General features: G+C 72.0%; 25 protein-coding genes. 8 read left to right on the plus strand and 17 right to left on the minus strand.

All coding sequences use genetic code 11. The features are described from left to right. Position 1: 1 nt before the first annotated feature. From paaE to paaA, 5 genes are read right to left on the minus strand one after another with little or no spacing between them, the layout of a single operon-like run. Positions 2–1,117, minus strand: coding sequence for a 1,2-phenylacetyl-CoA epoxidase subunit PaaE (paaE, locus tag P4R38_RS13810; protein WP_277192639.1), 1,116 nt, complete (start codon positions 1,115–1,117; stop codon positions 2–4). Further along, on the minus strand, positions 1,117–1,623 hold the full coding sequence (paaD, locus tag P4R38_RS13815; RefSeq protein ID WP_277192640.1) for a 1,2-phenylacetyl-CoA epoxidase subunit PaaD: 507 nt from the start codon (positions 1,621–1,623) through the stop codon (positions 1,117–1,119). Before paaD ends, paaE begins: the two co-directional genes overlap by 1 nt. Continuing rightward, positions 1,620–2,408, minus strand: a complete 789-nt coding sequence (paaC, locus tag P4R38_RS13820) for a 1,2-phenylacetyl-CoA epoxidase subunit PaaC (protein ID WP_409201272.1) — start codon at positions 2,406–2,408, stop codon at positions 1,620–1,622. The genes paaD and paaC overlap by 4 nt, the downstream gene beginning before the upstream one ends. A gap of 17 nt (positions 2,409–2,425) precedes the next feature. Then, the gene (gene paaB, locus P4R38_RS13825) at positions 2,426–2,707 is read right to left on the minus strand and encodes a 1,2-phenylacetyl-CoA epoxidase subunit PaaB (RefSeq protein ID WP_275238780.1); all 282 of its coding nucleotides are present in this window, start codon (positions 2,705–2,707) and stop codon (positions 2,426–2,428) included. Next, the gene (gene paaA / locus P4R38_RS13830) at positions 2,704–3,750 is read right to left on the minus strand and encodes a 1,2-phenylacetyl-CoA epoxidase subunit PaaA (RefSeq protein WP_277192641.1); all 1,047 of its coding nucleotides are present in this window, start codon (positions 3,748–3,750) and stop codon (positions 2,704–2,706) included. The genes paaB and paaA overlap by 4 nt, the downstream gene beginning before the upstream one ends. A gap of 83 nt (positions 3,751–3,833) precedes the next feature. On the opposite strand from paaA, the gene P4R38_RS13835 reads away from it, so the two are divergent. Genes P4R38_RS13835 through P4R38_RS13845 form a run of 3 tightly spaced genes read left to right on the plus strand, consistent with a single transcriptional unit; the run spans position 3,834 to position 5,384 of the window. Next, the gene (locus P4R38_RS13835) at positions 3,834–4,376 is read left to right on the plus strand and encodes a GNAT family N-acetyltransferase (RefSeq protein ID WP_277192642.1); all 543 of its coding nucleotides are present in this window, start codon (positions 3,834–3,836) and stop codon (positions 4,374–4,376) included. Continuing rightward, positions 4,369–5,070: an AzlC family ABC transporter permease gene (locus P4R38_RS13840; protein ID WP_277192643.1), complete on the plus strand. Its 702-nt coding sequence runs from the start codon at positions 4,369–4,371 to the stop codon at positions 5,068–5,070. Before P4R38_RS13835 ends, P4R38_RS13840 begins: the two co-directional genes overlap by 8 nt. Continuing rightward, complete coding sequence (locus P4R38_RS13845; protein ID WP_277192644.1) at positions 5,070–5,384, plus strand: AzlD domain-containing protein; 315 nt, start codon at positions 5,070–5,072, stop codon at positions 5,382–5,384. The genes P4R38_RS13840 and P4R38_RS13845 overlap by 1 nt, the downstream gene beginning before the upstream one ends. Before the next feature lie 96 nt (positions 5,385–5,480). Here P4R38_RS13845 and P4R38_RS13850 read toward each other — a convergent pair whose 3' ends face one another. From P4R38_RS13850 to rpsO, 5 genes are all read right to left on the minus strand, one after another. Continuing rightward, positions 5,481–6,131, minus strand: coding sequence for a DedA family protein (locus P4R38_RS13850; RefSeq protein WP_277192646.1), 651 nt, complete (start codon positions 6,129–6,131; stop codon positions 5,481–5,483). Positions 6,132–6,231: 100 nt separating this feature from the next. Then, complete coding sequence (gene dapB, locus P4R38_RS13855; RefSeq protein ID WP_277192647.1) at positions 6,232–6,978, minus strand: 4-hydroxy-tetrahydrodipicolinate reductase; 747 nt, start codon at positions 6,976–6,978, stop codon at positions 6,232–6,234. 4 nt (positions 6,979–6,982) lie between these two features. Further along, entirely contained in the window at positions 6,983–8,656 is a 1,674-nt protein-coding gene (locus tag P4R38_RS13860) for an alkaline phosphatase D family protein (protein WP_277192648.1), read from the minus strand. Between the two features lie 137 nt (positions 8,657–8,793). Then, positions 8,794–11,277 (minus strand): polyribonucleotide nucleotidyltransferase, encoded by a 2,484-nt coding sequence (locus P4R38_RS13865; RefSeq protein WP_277192649.1) that lies wholly within the window; start codon positions 11,275–11,277, stop codon positions 8,794–8,796. Between the two features lie 175 nt (positions 11,278–11,452). Continuing rightward, positions 11,453–11,722, minus strand: a complete 270-nt coding sequence (rpsO, locus tag P4R38_RS13870; protein ID WP_275238790.1) for a 30S ribosomal protein S15 — start codon at positions 11,720–11,722, stop codon at positions 11,453–11,455. Positions 11,723–11,950: 228 nt separating this feature from the next. Between rpsO and P4R38_RS13875 the strand changes: the two genes are divergently transcribed. The 4 genes from P4R38_RS13875 to dhaM all read left to right on the plus strand — a co-directional run bounded on the left by P4R38_RS13875 (position 11,951) and on the right by dhaM (position 16,434). Then, on the plus strand, positions 11,951–12,394 hold the full coding sequence (locus P4R38_RS13875; protein ID WP_277192650.1) for a hypothetical protein: 444 nt from the start codon (positions 11,951–11,953) through the stop codon (positions 12,392–12,394). A gap of 65 nt (positions 12,395–12,459) precedes the next feature. Continuing rightward, entirely contained in the window at positions 12,460–13,464 is a 1,005-nt protein-coding gene (gene dhaK / locus P4R38_RS13880) for a dihydroxyacetone kinase subunit DhaK (protein WP_277192651.1), read from the plus strand. Next, entirely contained in the window at positions 13,464–14,087 is a 624-nt protein-coding gene (dhaL, locus tag P4R38_RS13885) for a dihydroxyacetone kinase subunit DhaL (RefSeq protein WP_277192782.1), read from the plus strand. The genes dhaK and dhaL overlap by 1 nt, the downstream gene beginning before the upstream one ends. Positions 14,088–14,097: 10 nt before the next feature. After that, positions 14,098–16,434, plus strand: coding sequence for a dihydroxyacetone kinase phosphoryl donor subunit DhaM (gene dhaM / locus P4R38_RS13890; RefSeq protein ID WP_277192653.1), 2,337 nt, complete (start codon positions 14,098–14,100; stop codon positions 16,432–16,434). Here dhaM and P4R38_RS13895 read toward each other — a convergent pair. Genes P4R38_RS13895 through P4R38_RS13915 form a run of 5 tightly spaced genes read right to left on the minus strand, consistent with a single transcriptional unit; the run spans position 16,428 to position 19,712 of the window. Beyond that, entirely contained in the window at positions 16,428–17,978 is a 1,551-nt protein-coding gene (locus P4R38_RS13895; RefSeq protein WP_277192654.1) for a polyamine aminopropyltransferase, read from the minus strand. The genes dhaM and P4R38_RS13895 overlap by 7 nt on opposite strands. Positions 17,979–17,994: 16 nt before the next feature. Beyond that, the gene (locus tag P4R38_RS13900; RefSeq protein ID WP_275238796.1) at positions 17,995–18,426 is read right to left on the minus strand and encodes a DUF350 domain-containing protein; all 432 of its coding nucleotides are present in this window, start codon (positions 18,424–18,426) and stop codon (positions 17,995–17,997) included. A gap of 48 nt (positions 18,427–18,474) precedes the next feature. Beyond that, on the minus strand, positions 18,475–18,714 hold the full coding sequence (locus tag P4R38_RS13905) for a hypothetical protein (RefSeq protein WP_275238797.1): 240 nt from the start codon (positions 18,712–18,714) through the stop codon (positions 18,475–18,477). Further along, positions 18,711–19,247, minus strand: coding sequence for a DUF2617 family protein (locus tag P4R38_RS13910; protein WP_275238799.1), 537 nt, complete (start codon positions 19,245–19,247; stop codon positions 18,711–18,713). Before P4R38_RS13910 ends, P4R38_RS13905 begins: the two co-directional genes overlap by 4 nt. 3 nt (positions 19,248–19,250) lie before the next feature. Then, a complete protein-coding gene (locus tag P4R38_RS13915; protein WP_277192655.1) occupies positions 19,251–19,712 on the minus strand; it encodes a DUF4178 domain-containing protein in 462 nt (153 codons plus the stop codon). 136 nt (positions 19,713–19,848) lie between these two features. On the opposite strand from P4R38_RS13915, the gene P4R38_RS13920 reads away from it, so the two are divergent. Continuing rightward, complete coding sequence (locus P4R38_RS13920; protein WP_277192656.1) at positions 19,849–20,376, plus strand: MarR family winged helix-turn-helix transcriptional regulator; 528 nt, start codon at positions 19,849–19,851, stop codon at positions 20,374–20,376. Positions 20,377–20,550: 174 nt separating this feature from the next. On the opposite strand, the gene ndk is transcribed toward P4R38_RS13920, so the two are convergent. Together ndk and P4R38_RS13930 are read right to left on the minus strand one after the other, a co-directional pair. Further along, positions 20,551–20,979 (minus strand): nucleoside-diphosphate kinase, encoded by a 429-nt coding sequence (gene ndk / locus P4R38_RS13925; RefSeq protein ID WP_275238803.1) that lies wholly within the window; start codon positions 20,977–20,979, stop codon positions 20,551–20,553. 96 nt (positions 20,980–21,075) lie between these two features. Further along, a complete protein-coding gene (locus P4R38_RS13930) occupies positions 21,076–21,915 on the minus strand; it encodes an undecaprenyl-diphosphate phosphatase (protein WP_277192657.1) in 840 nt (279 codons plus the stop codon). Position 21,916 lies beyond the last annotated feature (1 nt).

A 21,916-nucleotide genomic window follows, 5' to 3' on the forward strand; every position in this document is an offset into this window, starting at 1 on the left:
CTCAGGCGTCGTAGTCGAGCGTGACCTCGTCGGTCACCGGGTGCGACTGGCAGGCCAGCACGATGCCCGCATCCACCTCTTCGGGCTCCAGGGCGTAGTTGCGGTCCATCCGGACCTCGCCCTGCACCACGCGGGCGCGGCAGGTCCCGCACACGCCGCCGGTACAGCTGAACGGCGCGTCCGGCCGGGTCCGTAGCGTCGCGTCCAGGATCGTCTCCTGCTTGCTCGGCATCTCGACCTCGGTCGTGCGCCCGTCCAGGTTGACGGTCACCACGGCCTCCGGCGGCGCACCCGGATCGCTCACGACGACGGGCGCCGGAGCTCCGACCTCGTCGACGTGGAAGACCTCGTGATGCACGTGCTCGTGCCCGACACCCTTCTCCTGCAACAGCTCTCGCGCACCCTCGACCATCCCGAACGGGCCGCACAGGTACCACTCGTCGACGCCGTCGACCGGCAGCAGCGTGTCGAAGAGACGCTGGAGCCGGTCGCGGTCGAGCCGGCCGTGGAACAGGTCGACGTCCTGCGCCTCGCGCGACAGGACGTGCACCAGGTGGAAGCGGCCGGGGTGGGCGTTCTTGAGGTCCTCCAGCTCCTCCAGGAACATCACCGAGGAGGTGCGACGGTTGCCGTACAGCAGCGTGACCCGCGACTGCGGCTCCTCCTCGAGCACCGTCGCCAGCAGCGAGAGCACCGGGGTGATGCCGGAACCGGCGGCGATGAACACGTGATGGCGACGCGCCGTCGGGTCGGTCGGCACGGTGAACCCGCCGAGCGGTGACATGACCTCGATCTCGTGGCCGACGTCGATCTTCTCGTTGAGCCAGGTGGACATCGCACCGCCGGGCACGACCGCCGAACCAACGCGAACCTGCTTGCGGCGCAACGCCTCTCCGCGGGAGAGGCAGATGGAGTACGAGCGCCGCACCTCCTCACCCGCGATCGTCGCGCGCAGGGTAAGGTGCTGGCCCGGCTCGAACGCGAAGTCGTCGGCGAGCTCGTCCGGCACGGCGAAGGAGATCGCCACGGCGTCGTCCGTCAGCTGCTGGACGCCCGCGATGGGCAGCAGGTGGAAGCGCGGACGCGTGCGACGGGTGGTCTGGTTCAGCAGGGGCATCAGATGGCCTTGAACTCTTCGAAGGGCTCGTGACAGTCCAGGCACCGACGCAGCGCCTTGCACGAGGTGGAGCCGAACCGGGAGATCTGCTCCGTGTGCTCCGACCCGCACAGCGGGCACGCGACCCGCCGCACGCTCAGGTCGAGCGACACCGGGCCGGCCGCCGCGACGCCCGCACCGGGCTGCGGCGGGGCGATGCCGAACCGCGCGAGCGCGTCCCGGCCACGCTCGGACATCCAGTCGGTCGTCCAGGCAGGCGCCAGCCGGACGTCGACCTCGGCGCGCAGGCCGTGGGCGGCGACGACCGCACCGATGCCGTCCTCGATCGCGCGCATCGCCGGGCAGCCGGAGTAGGTCGGGGTGATGACGACCCGGACGACCTCGCCGTCGACCTCGACCGAGCGCAGGATGCCCAGGTCCTCGATGGAGATGACCGGGACCTCGGGGTCCGGGACGGCGCGCACCGCGGCGACGACGTCCGTACGGGCCCGGGTGGCGGCGGTCACCAGGTGGCTCCCGGGTGCGAGCGCGCGATGTGCTGCATCTCGGCGAGCAGGTAGCCCATGCACTGGTCGTGCACACCACGCCGGCCACCGCGCGAGCGCCACCGGGAGTCGTCCGGCAGGGTCAGCGTGGCGCGCTCGACCAGGGCGGCGACACGGGCGACCACGGCGTCGTGCAGCGAGGACGGCAGCACGCCGATGCCCGCCTCGGCCGCCGCGGAGGACACCGCGTCATCGTCGAACAGCTCGGCGAGGTAAGGCAGGACGACCTCGAGGGCCGCCTGCATGCGCTCGTGCGACTCCTGCGTGCCATCACCCAGCCGCAGCACCCACTGCTCGGCGTGGTCGCGGTGGTAGTCGACCTCCTTGACCGCCTTCGCGGCGATCGCGGCCAGGACCGGGTCCGACGAACCGGTGAGAGCGGCGTACAGCTCGCGCTGGTAGGCGGCGAACCACACCATCCGCGCCATCTCGAAGGCGAAGTCGCCCCGCGGCTGCTGGACCAGGTGGACGCAGCGGAACTCGCGCTCGTCGCGGAAGTAGGCGAGGTCGTCCTCGCCGCGGCCGGTGCCGTCGAGCTCACCGGAGCGGGTCAGCAGCGCGCGTGCCTGCCCGAGGAGGTCCAGGCCGATGTTGCCCAGCGCCATGTCCTCCTCGATCTGCGGCGCCCGCGAGATCCACTCCCCCAGGCGCTGCGCGTAGATCAGGGCGTCGTCGCCGAGCTGCAGGCAGTACGCCGCGACCAGCGAGTCCCCTTCCGGCACCACGGACTCGGGCGCCTTGCCCACCCACGTGACGTCGCCGCTCACAGGTACTCCACATCCTCGGGCACGTCGTAGAACGTCGGGTGGCGGTAGACCTTGTCGGCAGCGGGGTCGAAGAAGGAGTCCTTCTCGTCCGGGCTGCTCGCCGTGATGTCGTCGGCGGCCACGACCCACACCGAGACGCCCTCCTGGCGCCGGGTGTAGAGGTCACGAGCGTTGCGCAGCGCCATCGTCGCGTCCGGCGCGTGCAGCGACCCGACGTGCACGTGCGACAGGCCGCGCTTGGGCCGGACGAACACCTCGTACAGCGCACCCTCGCTCATGCCACGGCTCCCTTCGTTCGTGCGGCGGACTTCTCGGCGTACGCGGTCGCGGCCTCGCGCACCCACGCGCCGTCGTCGTGCGCGGTGACCCGGTGGGCGATGCGGGCGGCGTTCATCGGGCCGTCACCCTTGATGACCCGCCACAGCTCGTCCCAGTCGATCGCGCCGAAGTCCCAGTGCCCGCGCTCCTCGTTCCAGCGCAGGTCCGGGTCGGGCAGCGTCAGGCCCAGCTTCTGCGCCTGCGGCACCGTCATGTCGATGAACTTCTGGCGCAGGTCGTCGTTGCTGAACCGCTTGATGCCCCAGGCCATCGACTGCTCGGTGTGACCGCCGCCCTTCGCGGCCTCGCCGGTGTCGGGCGGCCCGAACATCATCAGCGCCGGCCACCACCAGCGATCCGCGGCGTCCTGCGCCATGGCCTTCTGATCGTCGGTGCCGCGCGCGAGCGTCCACAGGATCTCGAACCCCTGGCGCTGGTGGAAGGACTCCTCCTTGCAGACCCGGATCATCGCGCGGGCGTACGGGCCGTAGGAGCAGCGGCACAGCGGCACCTGGTTCATGATCGCGGCGCCGTCGACCAGCCAGCCGATCGCACCCACGTCGGCCCAGGTCGCCGTCGGGTAGTTGAAGATCGAGGAGTACTTCTGCCGCCCCGAGTGCAGCTTGTCCAGCAGCTCGGAGCGGTCCACGCCGAGCGTCTCGGCGGCGCTGTAGAGGTACAGCCCGTGACCGGCCTCGTCCTGCACCTTGGCCATCAGGATCGCCTTGCGGCGCAGCGAGGGCGCCCGGGAGATCCAGTTGCCCTCCGGTTGCATGCCGATGATCTCTGAGTGCGCGTGCTGAGCGATCTGCCGGATCAGCGTCTTGCGGTAGTCGTCGGGCATGTCGTCGCGCGGCTCGATGCGCTGCTCGCGCGCGATGAGGTCGTCGAAGGAGCCGGGCGTCGTCCGGCGCTCGGTGGCGGACTGCAGGACGTCGTCGAGGGCGCCACCCTCGGCCGCATTGAGCGGCTCGGCGTCAGTGCCGAAGTCGTTGCCGTACATACCTCCCAGGATGCCGCCTATGACACGAGATCGCAATTCTGCTCCTCGACTGTCATACCCACCGTCCTTGCGACACTGCTCCCATGAGCGCATCGCAGCCGGTCCCCGACGCCGCCGTCCGTACCGCCCGGGTCGCCGACGCGGCAGCGGTCGGCGCGGTCCAGAGCACGGTGTGGCGGGCCGCGTACGTCGACCTGCTGCCCGCCGAGGCGATCGACGGCTTCGACGCAGCGATGTTCACCGAGGTGTGGACCCGCTCGCTGCAGGAGCCGCCGACGCCGCAGCACCGGCTGCTGGTCGCGACGCGCGGCGAGGACGTCGTCGGTCTCGTCGCGGTCGGCCCGACCGAGGAGACCGGACGTGGTGAGGTCCTGGTCCTGTGCGTCCTGCCCGATGAACGCCGCACCGGGCACGGCTCGCGCCTGCTCAACGCGGCCGTCGACACGCTGCGCGCCAACGACTTCCGGGAGGTCGAGACCTGGGTCCCGGCGACCGACGAGTCCGCACGTCGCTTCCTCGAGGGCGCCGGGCTGCACGCCGACGGTGCCTGGCGCGACCGCTCGGTGTCCGACGACGGCCGGACCCTGCGGGAGGTCAGGCTCCTCGCCTCCATCACCGATGAGTGAGCCCGTGGTCGAGGACGACCCGCAGTCGCGTCGGCGTGCCGTCGTCCGGCAGAGCCTGTCCGTCGCCGTCGCGACCGGGTTGTACGGCGTCAGCTTCGGTGCGCTGTCGGTCGCGGCCGGACTGACCACCTGGCAGACGGTCGCGCTGTCCCTTCTGCTGTTCAGCGGCGGTTCGCAGTTCGCGCTGGTCGGTGTCATCGCCGCCGGCGGGTCCGGGGTCTCGGCCGTCGCGACATCGACACTGCTCGGCGTCCGCAACGGCCTCTACGGGCTCCAGGTCAACCGGCTGCTGCAAGCCCGCGGCTGGCGGCGGGTGCTCGCGGCGCACGTCACCATCGACGAGTCCACCGCGGTCGGGGTCGCCCAGCCGGAGCCGGCGCTGTCCCGGGTCGGGTTCTGGTGGACCGGCCTGGGCGTCTTCGTCGGCTGGAACGTCACGACCTTCGTCGGCGCGCTCGTCGGCAACGCCCTGGGCGACCCACGCCGGTACGGCCTGGACGCCGCCGCCGTCGCCGCCTTCATCGCGCTGCTGTGGCCGCGCCTCGGCACCGGCGAGGCGCGGGTCGTCGCCGTGGGCGCCGCCGCCATCGCCCTCCTGCTCGCGCCGCACACCGCGGCCGGCGTGCCCGTCCTGGCCGCGAGCGCTGCCGCCGTCGTCGCGGGCCTGCTGCCCCGACGTACGCAGGGCGCGTGATGAGCGCCTGGACCACGGTGCTGCTGGCCGCCGGCGCTGCGTACGCGCTGAAGCTGGCGGGTTACGTGGTGCCCGCGCACCTGCTGGAGGGGCCCGTCGTGTCCCGGATGGTCCGGCTGCTGCCGATCGCCCTGCTCGCCGCGCTCGTGGTGGTCCAGGCGTTCGTCTCCCCCGGCGGCGGTCTCGTCGTGGACGCCCGGACCGCCGCGCTCGGCGTCGCGGTGGTGGCGCTCCTGCTGCGGGCTCCGTTCATCGTCGTCGTGGTGGCCGCCGCCGCGACCGCCGCAGGGCTTCGCGCCGTGGGGATCGGTTAGGCGCGATCCATCCGCACCCTGGAGATCACCCACCGGAGGTGCTGCTCGACCAGGTCGGCGGCCTCGCCCGGCCGGCGGTGGAGGCAGGTCGTCCGCTCAGGCGTCCGCCGGGGCACGCTCCGGCTCCGGGCGGCGAGCGGCACGGGCCGTCCGTCGTCTCGCGATCACCAGGCGGCCCACCTCGATCAGCACCGACGCGGCCATCGCCATGCCGATGCCGAGTGCGAGCCCCTTGAGCGGCTGGTTCTCGAAGGCCGCGCCGCCGATGAACCCCATCAGGCAGCCGTGCAGCGCCCACAGGCTCGCGCCGAGGGCGTCGAACGCACTGAACCGCCGCAACGGGTACCGCGTCGCGCCGAGCACCAGCGTCGTCGCGATCCGGCCCCAGGGGATGAACCGGGCGACCACCAGGGCCATGCCACCGCGCCGGTCGAGCATCGCCCTGGCGGCCGCGATCGCCCGACCGCGCCGCGAGTCCGACGGCACCGCATCGACCCGACCGGAGAGGAGCCGGCCCAGGAAGAAGGTGAGGTGGTCGCCGATCCAGGCCCCGAGGCCGGCGGCGAGCAGGACCGCGGGGAGGCTCGGCGTGCCGGTCGAACCCGCGTACACCCCCGCCATGATCAGCGGCGCCTCGCTCGGGAACACCGGGACCACCGAGTCCACCAACGACATCCCGAACAGTGCGGGGTACACCCAGGCCGAGCCCATCAGCTGCTCGATCCAGCCGAGGATCCCGTCGATCACGTCCTCTTCACACCCTGCATGACATCACGCTAGGTCGGCCGGGCAACAGGCGGCTGAACACCAGGTGGCCGGCGGTCGCGTCACCGGCGCGCGAGCGGGGTCAGAGACCGAGGTAGTGCTCCAGCCCGACGGTGAGGCCGGGGTGGTCGCCGACCTGCCGCACACCGGACAGGACGCCCGGCATGAAGCTCACCCGGTCGAAGGAGTCGTGCCGGAGCGTGAGCGCCTCGCCCACCGCGCCGAACGCGACCTCCTGGTGGGCGACGCGGCCGCGCATCCGCAGCGCGTGGACCGGGACGCCGTCGACGCGAGCCCCGCGTGCGCCGTCCGGGTCCGAGGAAGTGGCGTCGGGAACCTCGCCCAGACCCGCCTCGCGACGCGCGGCGGCGATGAGGGACGCCGTGCGCGCAGCGGTCCCCGACGGCGCGTCCACCTTGCCGGGGTGATGGGTCTCGACCACCTCGACCGACTCGTAGAAGCGGGCCGCCTGCTGCGCGAACGACATCATCAGCAGCGCGCCGATCGCGAAGTTGGGCGCGATGAGCACCCCGACGCCCGGTTGCCCGGACAGCCGCTCGCTCAGCGCGTCGAGGCGCTCCTGCGACCAGCCCGTCGTGCCGACGACCGCGTGCACGCCTCGCTCGACGCAGTGCGCGACGTTCGCCGGCGACGCGTCGGGCACGGTCAGCTCGACCGCGACCCGGGCTCCGGCGAGGTCGCCGAGGTCGTCGCCGGCGCCGAACCGGCCGACGAGGTCGAGGTCGTGCGCGTCCTCGACGGCCCGGCAGGCCTGCATGCCCATGCGGCCGGAGGCGCCGATGACGGCGACGGGGATGCGATCGGTCACGGCCTCAGCCGATCTCGACGCGGGCGACCTCGCGCGGGGTGGGTGCGTCGTACTGCTCGTCGTGCACGTCGCCGGTGTACCACCGCAGCTCCAGGCGACCGTCCTCCTCCACGTCGGCGACGGCCAGGTTGTTGTCGAACCACGGCCCCTCCGTCACCGACCAGGTGTACGCAGGGTCCGGCACCTTGGACGCGCGGCCCGCGAGCCAGCGCATCGGTCGGGCCAGCCCGCGGCCCAGCAGGTCGTTGAGGACGCGCGCGTGCTTCGGCAGCGGGTTACGGATCGGCGAGCAGACCGCCTGCACGATCTCGGAGGTCAGGCCGTACTGCTCGCGCGGGATCTGTGCGACGTAGGAGTGGTGGACGTCGCCGGACAGGAACGTGATGGCGCGCGGCGCCGTACCCCGCTCGCCCCGGGCGATCTCGACGACGGCGGCCAGCACCTCGGCGAACGAGCGCTGGAACGCACCCCAGTGCTCCAGGTCGACCGCCTGCCGCAGCCGCTCGCCCGCGCCGGCGAGCCGCTTACCGTACGCCCCCTCGGAGATCGCCTCGTTGATCGCCTCCAGGTCGTGGATACCCGGCGCGATCAGGAACGGCAGCGACGTCCCGATGAAGAGGTGCTCCACGTCGCCGGTCAGCTGCTCGTCCACCCACCGGGCCTCGACCTCGTCCAGCATCGCGCGGTGCTCGGGACGCAGGTCCCGAGCGGCGCGGGAGTCGATCATCACCAGCCGGCCACGACCGAGGTCGCGGGTGTAGCTGAACCGGTAGGTCTCCGGCTGGGTGTCCACGCGCTCGGCCAGCGCACGGAGGGTGGCCGTGAGGTCCAGCTCCTCGGCGGCGCCGGACTCGGCGTGCTGCACGATCAGCTGCCACACCTCGTCACCGGCGAGCTCCTTGGGCGAGAGGTTGCCGACGTGCTGGTACACCCAGTACGACATCAGCGCGCCCACGATGCGCTCGTGCCACCACTCGGTCGCGTTCATCTTCGCGTGCCAGGTGGCGGAGGTGTTCCAGTCGTCGCGTACGTCGTGGTCGTCGAAGATCATCGCGCTCGGCAGGGTCGAGAGCAGCCACCGGTTGACCGGGTCCGACCAGGCGAGGCGGTACAGGTGGGCGTACTCGATGTAGTCCTTCAGCTCCGCGCCGGGCGCCTCCTCCAGACCACGCCGCTCCCGGATGAACTCCTCCATCTCATCGGAGATCTCGTCGGCGTAGACCTGGTCGCCGAGCATCACGACGAGGTCCGGCCAGGCGTGCGTGTCAGCGTTGGCCGCCATGTCGAGGGCGTACGAGCGCAGCGCGTCGACGCCATGGGTCTTGGTGCCCTCGCGGTCGTGCGGGACGCTCGTGCGGCAGGACCCGAACGCCAGGCGAGGCGCCTTGTCGGGGCGCAGCGTCGCGATCCGGCTCGGCGGCAGGGTGCTCTCCGGCTCGGGCCACGCCCGGACCCCGTCCACCTCCACGGCGTACTCCTGCACCGTGCCCGGGACCAGCCCGTCGACGACGATCAGGGCGTAGTGCTTGTCGTGGACGCCGAAGGTGCGCGAGGACCAGGACCGCCCGTCGCAGTGCACCGTGACGACGCTGTCGGCCTCGGTCTGCACCCAGACGGTGGCCGCGGTCTGTCCGACGTGTCGTAGCAGGGGGCCGAGCACAAGGAAGGAGTCAGGCATCGCGCCAGTCTCGCAGCCCGACCTGTGGGGCGTGCGCCGGATGCGCGTTCCGGCGTGAACGGTGCCCCGCCGGTGCGCAGGTACGCCTGTGGCCCGGCCCCCGAAGGGACCGGGCCACAGCGTGATCGGACGGCGGGTCAGCCCGCGGCGTCCTCCGAGCTCGGGGCTGCGGCAGCAGCCGGCTCACCGGCGTCCGAGCTGCGCTCGGGCCGGTCGCCCTCGGTGCCGCGGCCACGGCCACGACCGCCACGGCGGCGACGCTGGCGCTTGCGCTCCTCGCCACCGTCCTCGGAGGAGTCGTCGTCACCGGCCGGCGCGTCCTGCGCCGGCGCGGCAGCGGGCGCCTCGGTGCTGACGACCTCGGCGGGCTCCGCGACCGCAGCCTCGTCCGCCGGAGCGTCGGAGCTCGACGCGGCGGCGTCACCCTGGGAGGCGTCCTCGACCACCGCGAGCGAGAGCTTGCCGCGCGGGTCGATCTCCTTCAGCTCGACCTGGACCTTCTGGCCGATCTTCAGGACGTCCTCGACCGCGTCGATCCGCTTGCCACCGACGAGCTTGCGCACCTCGGAGATGTGCAGCAGACCGTCCTTGCCCGGCAGCAGCGAGACGAACGCACCGAACGTCGTCGTCTTCACCACGGTGCCGAGGAAGCGCTCCCCGACCTCCGGCATCTGCGGATTGGCGATCGCGTTGATCGCCGCGCGCGCGGCCTCGGCCGACGGACCGTCGGTCGCGCCGATGTACACGGTGCCGTCGTCCTCGATGGAGATGTCGGCGCCGGTGTCCTCCTGGATCTGGTTGATCATCTTGCCCTTCGGGCCGATGACCTCGCCGATCTTGTCGACCGGCACCTTCACCGCGATGACGCGCGGGGCGAACGGGGACATCTCGTCCGGGGCGTCGATCGCCTCGTTCATGACGTCCAGGATGTGCAGTCGCGCGTCCCGGGCCTGGGTCAGCGCGCCGCCGAGCACGTCGGCGGGGATGCCGTCGAGCTTCGTGTCGAGCTGGATGGCCGTGACGAACTCACGCGTACCGGCGACCTTGAAGTCCATGTCGCCGAAGGCGTCCTCGGCACCGAGGATGTCGGTCAGCGCGGCGTACTCGGTCTTCCCGTCGAGCTCGGCCGAGACCAGACCCATCGCGATACCCGCCACCGGCGCGCGCAGCGGCACACCGGCGTTGAGCAGGGCCAGCGTCGAGGCGCAGACCGAGCCCATCGAGGTGGAGCCGTTGGAGCTGAGCGCCTCCGACACCTGACGGATCGCGTAGGGGAACTCCTCGCGCGTCGGCAGCACCGGCATCAGGGCGCGCTCGGCGAGCGCACCGTGACCGATCTCGCGACGCTTCGGCGAACCCACCCGGCCGGTCTCACCGGTGGAGTAGGGCGGGAAGTTGTAGTTGTGCATGTAGCGCTTGCGCGTCACCGGCGAGAGGGTGTCCAGCTGCTGCTCCATGCGCAGCATGTTCAGCGTGGTGACACCCATGATCTGGGTCTCGCCGCGCTCGAAGATCGCCGAGCCGTGCACCCGCGGCAGCACCTCGACCTCCGCGCTCAACGCGCGGATGTCGGCGAGGCCACGGCCGTCGATGCGGACCTTGTCGCGCAGGATGCGCTCGCGGACGAGCTTCTTCTGCAGCGAGCGGAACGAGGCGGAGATCTCCTTCTCGCGGCCCTCGAACTCCTTGCCCTCACCGGCGAGGTCGGCCTTGAGCCGGTCCTTGATCTCGTCCAGGCGTGACTCGCGCTCCTGCTTGTCGGCGATCTGCATGGCAGCCGAGGCGTCGGCGGAGCCGGCCTTCTCGACCGCGGCGTACGCGTCGTCCTGGTAGTCCAGGAACAGCGGGAACTCCTGGACCTCCTTGGCTGCCTCGGACGCGAGCGAGGCCTGCGCCTCGCACAGCACCCGGATGAACTTCTTGGCCGCCTCGAGACCCTCGGCGACGATCTCCTCGGTCGGGGCCTGCTTGCCCTGGTTGGTGACCAGGTCCCAGGTGGACTCGGTGGACTCGGCCTCGACCATCATGATCGCGACGTCGTCACCGACGATCCGACCGGCGACGACCATGTCGAAGGTCGAGCGCTCGCTGTCGGAGAAGTTCGGGAACGCGACCCACTGGCCGTCGATGAGCGACACCCGGGTCGCACCGATCGGACCGGAGAAGGGCAGACCCGAGATCTGCGTGGACGCCGACGCGCCGTTGATGGCGAGGACGTCGTACTGGTGGTCGGGGTTGAGCGACAGCACCGTGATGACGACCTGGACCTCGTTGCGCAGGCCCTTGATGAAGGCCGGGCGCAGCGGGCGGTCGATCAGACGGCAGGTGAGGATGGCGTCGGTCGACGGCCGGCCCTCACGACGGAAGAAGCTGCCCGGGATCTTGCCCGCGGCGTACATGCGCTCCTCGACGTCCACCGTCAGCGGGAAGAAGTCGAACTGCTCCTTGGGCTGCTTGCCGGCGGCGGTCGTCGACAGCAGCGTGGTCTCGTCGTCCAGGTAGCAGACGACGGCTCCGGCGGCCTGCTTGGCCAGCCGCCCCGTCTCGAAGCGGACGGTGCGGGTGCCGAAGCTGCCGTTGTCGATAGTGGCTTCGGCGAACGTGATCTCTGGACCCTCCATGGGCCCTCCTGTTCTTCATGTCTGGGCCACGGATCGTCGTTGTCCGTGGGCCTCCTTCTCAAAGGGGTGGTACGCCGGCCGCCACCAGGACGTGGCGGCGCGGAGGTCGCCCACCCCTCCTACGCCAGAAGGCGGTCACCCGCAGGTGACCGCCTCGTGGTCGTAAGTCGTGTGGTCAGCGACGCAGACCCAGTCGCTTGATGAGGGAGCGGTAACGCTCGATGTCGACGCTCTCCAGGTAGCGCAGCATCCGCTTGCGCTGGCCGACCAGCAGCAGCAGGCCGCGGCGGCTGTGGTGGTCGTGCGGGTGCGAACGAGCGTGCTCGGTGAGGTCCTTGATGCGCTGCGTCAGCATCGCGATCTGCACCTCGGGCGAACCGGTGTCGCCGTCCTTGGTGGCGTACTCCGTCATGATCTTCTGCTTGGTGGCAGTGTCGAGAGGCATGGTGTGGCGACTCCGTTTCGTCAGGTCGTTGCGCGGTGCTCCTGGGCATGTCCACCAGGGCGCTCTGTCTCCGCGGCCGGTTCACGGCGGGAACCAGTTTATCAGCGCCCGCGGGGACTCCCCTAATCGTCCGAGGACGCAGGTCCGCCCCCGATCGGACGACCCGGCCGTGCAACCCGGCGATCCTCGCACGCGTCACTGCTCGGAGGGATCCACCAGGGAGGCTCCATGCGCACCGGACGCTGCATCGTGGTCGTCGGCGCGACCGCTCTCGTCGGACTCATGTTCTGGGTGGCGGTCGCCGTCGGACTGTACGTGGACCGCGGCGAGGCCGCGGGCCGGCCGGCACCGTCGGGGACCATCTCGTGCACCGGCCGAGCCGGCCAGGAGTGCACGAACGTCCCGCTCCCCTCCATCGCCCGCGCCTCGCACCTGGCGCTGCCCCCGGCGACCGAGGTCGTCGACTCCTCCTACCAGCGCTTCCAGGACTGGCGGCTCACCGCGCGGCTGCGGCTGCCGGCGGGAGCCTCGTCGCCGCTCGCCGCCCCGGGCGTCCGGTCGTACTACCGGTCCGACGGGAGGGCCGGACCTGACGGCGCGTACTACCGGGCCACCCAGAGCCGTGACAGCGCCGGACGCCTGGTCCTCGACCTGGAGATCTTCACCACCTGAGCGCGACGCGATGAATCTGGCCGAGTCCCTGGCGCCGGCGGGTGCGGTGTGCTCGCATGTGGGACATGAAGAAGCTCATCAACGACCCCGAGGACGTGGTCGTCGAGGCGCTCCGCGGCATGGCCGCAGCTCACCCCGACCACCTCCGGGTCGACCTCGAGAAGAAGGTCATCTACCGCAAGGACGCTCCCGTCCGGGGCAAGGTCGGGCTGGTGTCCGGAGGCGGGTCGGGCCATGAGCCCATGCACGGTGGTTTCGTCGGCCTCGGGATGCTCGACGCCGCCTGCGCCGGCGAGGTGTTCACCTCTCCCGTACCGGACCAGATGATGGCGGCGACGACCGCGGTCGACGGCGGCGCGGGCGTGCTGCACATCGTGAAGAACTACACCGGCGACGTGATGAACTTCGAGATGGCCGCGGAGATGGCCGACGCCGACAGCGGCATCCAGGTGCGGACCGTCGTCACCAACGACGACGTCGCGGTCAAGGACTCCCTGTACACCGCCGGCCGCCGCGGCGTCGGGGTCACGGTGCTGCTGGAGAAGATCGTCGGCGCGGCCGCCGAGCAGGGCCGACCGCTGGAGGAGATCGCCGACCTCGCCACGAAGGTCAACGAGAGCGGCCGCTCGATGGGGCTCGCCCTCACCTCCTGCACCGTCCCGTCGGCCGGGAAGCCGACGTTCGAGCTCGGTGACGACGAGTTCGAGCTCGGCATCGGCATCCACGGCGAGCCCGGCCGCGAACGCCGGCCGATGGCGTCCGCCCGCGAGCTCGCGCAGCAGCTGGTCGAGCCGATCCTGGAGGACCTCCCCCGCAAGGACGGCCAGCCGGTGCTGGCATTCGTCAACGGGATGGGCGGCACCCCGCTGATCGAGCAGTACCTGATGTTCAACGAGGTGCAGACGATCCTCGCCAAGGCCGACATCCAGGTCGCGCGCTCGCTCGTGGGCAACTACATCACCTCGCTGGAGATGGCCGGCCTCTCGGTCACGCTGCTGACGCTCGACGACGACCTCATCGGCCTCTGGGACGCGCCCGTCAACACCCCGGGCCTGCGCTGGGGCGCGTGATGGCGACCCTGGACGACGTCGTCGCCTGGCTGCGCGACCTCGCCGGGACGATGAAGGAGCACGCGGCCGAGCTGACCGAGCTCGACTCCGCCATCGGTGACGCGGACCACGGCACGAACATGGCCCGGGGCACCGCGGCCGTGGCCGCCCTGCTGGACGAGTCGTACGACGACGCCGCGGCCCTGCTGAAGAAGGCCGGGATGACGCTGGTCAGCACGGTCGGCGGCGCCAGCGGTCCGCTGTACGGCACGTTCTTCCTGCGGATGGCCGGGCCGCTCGCCGGCAAGGAGCAGATCGAGGCGGCCGATCTCGGCGCCGCCCTGCGCGCGGGCGTCGAGGGCATCCAGCAGCGCGGCAAGGCCGAGGCCGGCGACAAGACCATGTACGACGCGTGGGCGCCGGCGCTGGAGGCGTACGACGAGGCGGTGAGCGGCGGTCAGGACGTGGGCGGGTCGCTCCGGGCGGCCGCCGAGGCGGCGGCGGAGGGGCGTGACGGCACCGAGCCACTGGTGGCACGCAAGGGCCGGGCCAGCTACCTGGGCGACCGCAGCGCCGGGCACCTCGACCCGGGTGCCGCCAGCACGACGCTGCTGCTGGAGTCCGCCGCACGCACGCTGGGCTGAGGGGCCGGCGATGATCGGCCTGGTCCTGGTCTCCCACAGCAGGGCGCTCGCGGAGGCGGCCGTCGAGCTGGCCGGTCAGATGGTGGCGGGCGACGACGGGCCGCGGACCAGGATCGCGGCCGGCCTGGACGACGGGTCGCTCGGCACCGATGCCGCAGCCGTGGCCGACGCCGTCGCGGACGCCGACAGCGGCGACGGCGTGCTGGTGCTGCTCGACCTGGGCAGCGCGGTGCTCAGCGCCGAGATGGCGCTCGAGCTGGTCGATCCCGACGTCGCCGCCCGCACCCGCCTGACGGCGGCTCCGGTCGTCGAGGGGCTGGTGGCGGCCACGGTCGCCGCGTCGGTGGGCGGCGACCTCGCGGCGGTCGCGCGGGAGGCCGAGCAGGGTCTGCTGGCCAAGCGGGAGCACCTCTCCCCCGACGGCGCACCCGACGCGGAGCCCGCCGACGGCTCGTCCGACGACGGTCCGGCGTCCGCGGACGCACGCACCGAGGTCGAGGTGACCGCACCGCACGGGCTGCACGCACGGCCGGCCGCGCTGCTCGTCCGCACCCTCGCCGGGCACGACGCCCGGGTCCGCGTCCGCAACCTCACCAGCGGCCGCGGCCCCGTCGACGGGTCCTCGCTGAGTGCCGTCGCCACGCTCGACGCTCGTCGAGGGCATCGCCTCGAGCTGACCGCCAGCGGTCCGGACGCCGCCCGCGTGCTGGAGGCGGTCGACGACCTGGCGCAGCACCAGTTCGGCGACCGGCCCCCGCCACCCACGACCCCTCCGACCGCCCGCGGGTCCGGCCTCGACGTCGCGATCGGCCCGGCGGTCGTCGTCGACACCTCGGTGGACGTCTCGGACTACCGAGCCGGCGACCCGGATGCCGAGCAGCAACGGCTGGACGGCGCTCTCCGGGCCGCCACCGACCAGATCGGCGCACTCGCCGAGACGGCGGACCAGTCCGCCACCGCGGCGATCCTCGACGCACACCGGGCGCTGCTCGCCGACCCGGCGCTCCTCGAACCCACCCGTGCGGCGATCACCTCCGGCAGCAGTGCGCCCGAGGCCTGGACGGCGACGGCGGACGAGGTCCACCGGCGGTTCGCCGAGCTGCCCGACGCCTACCAGCGGGCCCGCGCCGACGACGTGCGGGAGGTCCGCGACCGCGTCCTGGCCGCGCTGGTGGGTCGTCCGGGCACCGAGGCCCCGCGTCCGGACGCCGGCGGCATCCTCGTGGTCGGCACGCTGGACGCGGCACGCGCGGCCGGTCTCGACCCGTCATCCGTCGGCGGCGTGGTCACCCGCCGGGGCGGCACGACCGGTCACGGCGTGCTCATCGCACAGGCTCGCGGCATCCCCCTGCTGGCCGACGTGGGCGACGTCGCGATCCACGACGGGGACCTGCTCGCCTTCGACGCCCGTACGCACCGGCTCCTCGTCCGGCCCGACGACGACCAGCGCGCGGAGCTCGAGCAGCTCATCGAGGCACGTCGCCACGAGCGTGAGCAGGCCGAGGCGGCCGCGGGCGACCCGGTCGTCCTGGGCGACGGCTCCGCCGTCCATGTCGTGGCCAACGTCGGAGCAGCCACCGATGCGAACGGGCTACGCGAGTCCGGGGCCGACGGCATCGGACTGGTCCGTACCGAGGTGCTCTTCGCCGATCTGCCCGAGCTGCCCTCGGTCGAGCAGCAGACGGCGGCGTTCCTCGACCTGGCGGGTGCCGTCGACGGGCCGGTGACGATCCGGACGTGGGACGTGGGCGCCGACAAGCCGCTGCCCTTCCTGGCCATCGCGCCCGAGGACAACCCGTTCCTGGGCGCGCGTGGGCTCCGCGTCTTCCGTACCGGTCCCGAACCGCTGGTGCAGCAGCTGCAGGCGGTCTGCCGGGCCGCACGCGAGGCGCCGGTCCGGGTGATGTTCCCGATGGTGTCCCGGCCGGACGAGGTCGACTGGGCGCTCGCACGGCTCGCCGAGGCCGGCGACCGGGAGGGCGGCGTGCCGCCCGGGCTCGCGGTCGGGGCGATGGTCGAGGTGCCGGCCGCGGCGCTGCGCGTGGCCGAGGTCGCGCGGCGGCTCTCGTTCGTCAGCATCGGCACCAACGACCTCACCCAGTACGTCATGGCGGCCGGACGGGGCAACGAGGCGGTGCAGGACCTGCTCGACCCGGCGGACCCCGCGGTCCTGCGGCTCGTCGCCCTGGTCTGCGACGAGGTGGGTCCGGGCGTCGACGTCGCGGTGTGCGGTGATGCGGCGAGCCGCCCGGAGGTGGCGGCCCGGCTGGTGGCACTCGGTGTGCGCGAGCTGAGCGTCAGCCCGCCCGCGATCCCGCTGGTGAAGGCCGCGCTGCGCGGTCAGTAGCCGCGCCAGTCCCCCTGTCGCTGAAGGATTCTCGGTTCGAGCAGCGTCGACGGCGCGAGTCGCAGCGGCGCACGGTCCCTCGGGAAGACCCCGGCTGCGGCCAGGACGCCGCTGTCCACGAACCGCGTCGACGGCGCGCCCACCGGCATCCGGACCGGAGGAGCCTGACCGGGCGCGGCGAGGAAGTAGCCCCAGTCACCGAACGACGGCACGTCCACGTGGTACGGCGTCGGGCTCAGCCCCGCCGTCCGCAGCGAGGCCGCCGTCGTCCAGTACGCCTGCCGCGCGAAGTACGGCGACCCGGCCTGCACGACCACCCGCCCGCCCGGTGCCAGCGCCCGGCGCACCAGGCCGTACAGCTCGACGGAGTACAGCTTGGCCGTGGCCACGTCGTCCGCGTCCGGCATGTCCGCGACCACGACGTCGAACTGCTGCTGGTTGGCGCGCAGCCAGGTGAACGCGTCCGCGTGCACCGCGTGCAGGCGCGGGTCGGCGAACGCGTCGTGGTTGAGGCGTCGCAGCGTCGCGTCGGTGCTGGCCAGCCGGACGACGGCGGGGTCGAGGTCGACGAGCGTGATGCTGCGAACGTCCTTGTAGCGCAGCAGCTCTCGTGAGGCCAGGCCGTCGCCGCCGCCGAGGACGAGCACCCGCGCGTGCGGGCCTGCCATCGCCGGGTGGACCAGGGCCTCGTGGTAGCGGTACTCGTCCAGGGAGGAGAACTGCAGGTCGCCGTTGAGGAACAGCCGGGTGTCGTCGCCGCGCAGGCTGCGCGTCACCACGATCTCCTGGTACGGGCTGCGCTCGGCGACCACCACCGGATCCCGGAAGATCCGCTGCCGTGCGGTGGTCTCGAACGCCGACGCCTGGGTGGCGACCAGCCCGAGCGCGACCATGACCACCGCGAGCCCCGCGGCCAGGGCGACCCGCAGCGCCCGCCGGACGTCCGCGCGGAACAGGCCCAGCGCCACCGCCGCCCCCGCCGCCGCGTTGACGGCGCCCACCACGGCGGTGCCCTCCAGCAGGCCGAGCCACGGCAGCAGCACGAACGGGAAGGCCAGCCCGCCGAGCAGGGCACCGACGTAGTCCGCGGCGAACAGGTCCGCCACCGCGCTCGACGCCTCCTGCCGGCGGATCCGCTGCAGCAGCGTCATCAGCAGCGGGATCTCGGCACCGATCAGCAGCCCGATGACCAGAGCGAGCACCACCAGCACCGGCTGGTAGAGCGACCACCACGCGAACGCCGCGTACAGCACCAGCACGCTGGTGCCACCGACCGCGGCCAGGACGATCTCCACGACGGCGAACCCGACGGCGGCGTGCCGGGTCAGCGGCTTGGCGACCAGCGAGCCGATGCCCATCGCGAACACCATCAGCGCCAGCACCACCGACGCCTGGGTGATCGTGTTGCCGAGCAGGTAGGACCCGAGCGCGACGAGCGCGAGCTCGTACACCAGGCCGCAGGCCGCGCAGACGAACACCGCGGTGAGGACGAGGGTCCGACGCCACCGGGCGGTGCGCGTCCCCCGCTCGTCCGCGGTGCTCACTGCAGCGACCACGGCCTCAGGAGATCGCGGCGGCGACGATCAGCGCGACCGAGATGTGCGAGCTCGCACCGACCCACGCGGCCGGGTGACGCTCGCTGTCCGTCACGAGGTCGCCGAGCCGTCCCGGCGTGAGCGCGTCGATCACGACGAAGCAGACCGCCATGATCACGATGCCGAGCACGCCGTACACCGCGCTGGAGATCAACCCGTCGCCCAGCCCGTCGTAGCTGGACCGGATGGCGACCACGACGATGATCGCGACCGCCAGCATGTTCGAGGCGAGCAGCACGGCGGCGTTGACGTTGCGCTGCTCCCAGATCAGGTCGCGCAGCCGTCCGGGCGTCAGTGCGTCGACCATCGCGTAGCCGACTCCCATCAGCACCAGCCCGACGGCTCCGTACGCCGCGATCGCGCCGACGTCGTACAACAGATCTCCTGCGTCCATCATCTCCCTCTCGTTGATTTCGCTGACCGACTGCTCGTGCCCGGCGGTCGGCTACTTGCCGACGCCGGAGCCGCCACCACGGACACGGCTGCCGCCGGACCCGTAGTAGCCGCGGCTGGAGTCACGGCCGCAGGCGTTGCGTGCCTGCGCGTCCGTGGGGGTGATCCCGGTGAGTCTGCGCTGCTGCTCCTTGTACGACCTCATGCAGTCGTCGCGGTCGTCGCCGCATCCGGCGGTGAGCAGCGTCGTCGCGGTCAGTCCCACGAGCAGCAGGGCCATCGGGCGTCTCATCGGGTCTCCTCGGTTCGTACGGCGCCGGCACGCCGTACTCGGGTGTGGGTCTGCACGAGCTGGCCGTGCTGGGGGTAGGCGTGCCAGGTGCGCCACTCGACTCCGTCACCGGTCCGCCGTGCGTGCAGCGCCGTCGCGGCGTGCCGGTGCCCGGGAAACACCGCGCTCACGGCGGCCGGCTCACCGCTCAGGGCGTCCAGCAGGGCGTCGACCTCGCGTCGCAAGCCGCTCTCGTCGAGCGTGCGCACCCGGGTCCGCATCTCGTACGACACCGGGTGCGTCGCCGGCTCGATGCGAACGACGGGTGTGGGCAGCGGTGTCGCCACCTGCGGCAGGTACGCGACCGTCTCGGTCAGGGCCGGCGAACCCGGTAGGGCGAGCACCACCTGGTGGGAGGCGCCCAGGATGCGCAGCTGGACCGGCAGGTCCGCCGGCTCGGCGACGGTGAGGGCCGGCAGCGGCGCGAGCTCGACGGACCAGCGCAGGTCCTCGGCGCGGGTGTCCAGGTACGGGAGGTCCAGGAGATGGTGCACCGCTCAGGCCTCCCGGGAGGCCGACACCGCGGAGGTGGGCAGCCGGTGTCCGACGCTGATCTCCCACGGCAGGAAGCCGAACCGCTCGAAGGAGAGCCGCTGGTCGTCGCTGCGGTAGTCGGCGTACGTGCAGCGGCCCGCCTTCCCGTACGGCAGCGAGCCCTCGACCATGAAGTTCGCCTCGCCGTTCTCGTAGCGGCGCCAGCGCCGGCCGTCCATGCGCACCCAGCGGCCGTCGGGCTCACCGACGAGGTCGGGCCGGGGCGTCCAGGAGGTCAGGACCAGACCGTCGTCCTCCTCCACCGACAGCCACTGCTGGCCGAGACCGGCGTCCTGCAGCAGGTGCTCGGACCACACCACGTCGTCCTGCTCGAGCCAGACGGACGCGACGATCGGGGTGCTGCGGCCGTGGATCCGGACGACGACACCGGGCGCGAGCTCGGTCAGCGGGACGCCGGTGGACATGGATCTCCTGGGGTCGGTCGGGCGGGGCCGCGGCTCGGACGGCAGCGGTGCGGCGCCGGTTCCTCCCCGGCGCGACATCGTAGAGGGGCGGGGTCGTCCTGCGCGGCCGGTTCCGGCACTGGCACACTGACCCTCCATGACGCCCCGCAAGAAGGCGCCTGCGCCGAGTGAGCGCGAGCGCTACGAGGCCGAGGTCGCGGCCTACGTCGCCGCCGGAGGCAGTGAGGACGTGCAGCGGGTCATCACCGCCGTGCACGGCCTGCACCGCCGCCTGTCGCAGTGGTACAGCCAGTCCCTCACCGATGTCGGCCTCACCGGCGGCGAGTGGGGTGTCATCTCGCAGCTGGCCACCGCGCCGCGCGGCACGGTGATGACCCCGACCCAGCTGGCCGGCGCCCTGTCCGTGGCCCCGTCGTCGATGACGCACCGGCTGGACAAGATGACCGAACGGGGGCTGGTCGACCGCACGCCCGACCAGGAGAAGCGCACCCGCGTGCTCGTCACGCTGACCGAGCAGGGCTGGCAGACCTTCCAGCAGGTGATCAAGGACTCCGACGTCGTGGAGTCCGACGTGCTGGAACGGCTGAGCTCGGTCCAGCGGGTCCAGCTGGCCGAGCTGCTGGAGCAGGCGATCGCCGGCGTCGACGACGCCCTCTCCACCTGATCGTCGTGGCATCTCGTGCACTCGGCTGAACGGGATGTCAGGGTGATCGTCCCGGGTCGGCGGCGTACCGGTCGCGACCAGTGACCGCTCGGGTCACCTGTGGCGCCGCACCCGCCCGTACGAGCCCGATGAGTGACCGCTCGGGGTCACTCATCGGGTCACGCGCAGGGCTACTCAGGCGCGGGGGAACCAGATGCCGATCTCGCGCTCGGCCGACTCCAGGGAGTCCGAGCCGTGCACGATGTTCTGCTGCACCTTCAGGCCCCAGTCGCGGCCGAGGTCGCCGCGGATGGAGCCAGGCGCCGCCTCGGTCGGGTTGGTCGCACCGGCGAGGGAGCGGAAGCCCTTGATGCAGTCCTGACCCTCGATGACCGCGAACGTCGCCGGGCCGGAGGACATGAACTCGACCAGAGGCTCGTAGAACGGCTTGCCCTCGTGCTCGGCGTAGTGCTGGGCGAGGCGGTCACGGTCGGCGATCTCGACCTTCAGCGCGACCAGGGTGTATCCCTTGGCCTCGATGCGGCGCAGCACCTCCCCGGTGAGTCCGCGACGGTAGCCGTCGGGCTTGACGATGACCAGGGAACGCTCGATCTGTGCAGTCACGGCGCAAACCCTATCCATGAGTCCGACCTGGTCATCGTCCAGTCCGATCGACCTGACATCTGGTCCTCCACCGTGCCCGAGATGTGGGGACGATGCTCAGGCGGGCGGGGCGGCGGCGTCGACGACGCCGAAGATCAGCAGGCCGAACACCACGATCGCCAGGATCACGCGGTAGATCACGAACGGCTTGAAGTCGTGGGTGGTGATGTAGCGCATCAGCCAGGCGATCACGACGTACCCGACGACGAACGCGAGGACGGTGGCGATCGCGATGGGACCCCACGGCGGGTTCGGGTCGTCCTCACCGATCTTGACGACCTTGAACAGACCGGAGGAGAGGACGGCCGGGATGGCCAGGAGGAAGGAGTACCGCGCCGCCGCCTCACGGGTGAAGCCCATGAACAGACCACCGGCGATGGTGCCGCCCGAGCGGGAGACGCCCGGGACCAGGGCCAGCGCCTGCCAGAAACCGAACGCGGTACCCGTCCGGGCGTCCAGGTCGGTGAGCGTCTTGCGCTGCCGGGCCTGCGCGTCCGCGACGGCGATGACCAGGCCGAAGCCGAGCAGCATCGACGCGGTGATCCACAGGTTGCGCAGCGTGCTGTCGATCCAGTTCTGCAGCAGCAGGCCGAGGATCGCGATGGGCAGCGTGCCGATGATGACCAGCCAGCCCATCCGGGCGTCCGGGTCGCCACGCTCGACGCGACCGACGAGGGACAGGGCCCACTGCTTGATGATCCGCGCGATGTCGCGCCGGAAGTAGACGATCACCGCAGCCTCGGTGCCCAGCTGGTTGATCGCCGTGAACGCCGAGCCGCCGCCGTCGTTGTCGAAGAACAGTCGTCCGACGAGCAGCTGGTGGGCTGAGCTGGAGATCGGGAGGAACTCGGTCAGGCCTTGGACGATGCCGAGGACCACGGCCTCGATCCAGCTCATG

The sequence above is a fragment of the Luteipulveratus flavus genome, assembly GCF_029439465.1.
Lineage (GTDB): Bacteria > Actinomycetota > Actinomycetes > Actinomycetales > Dermatophilaceae > Luteipulveratus > Luteipulveratus flavus.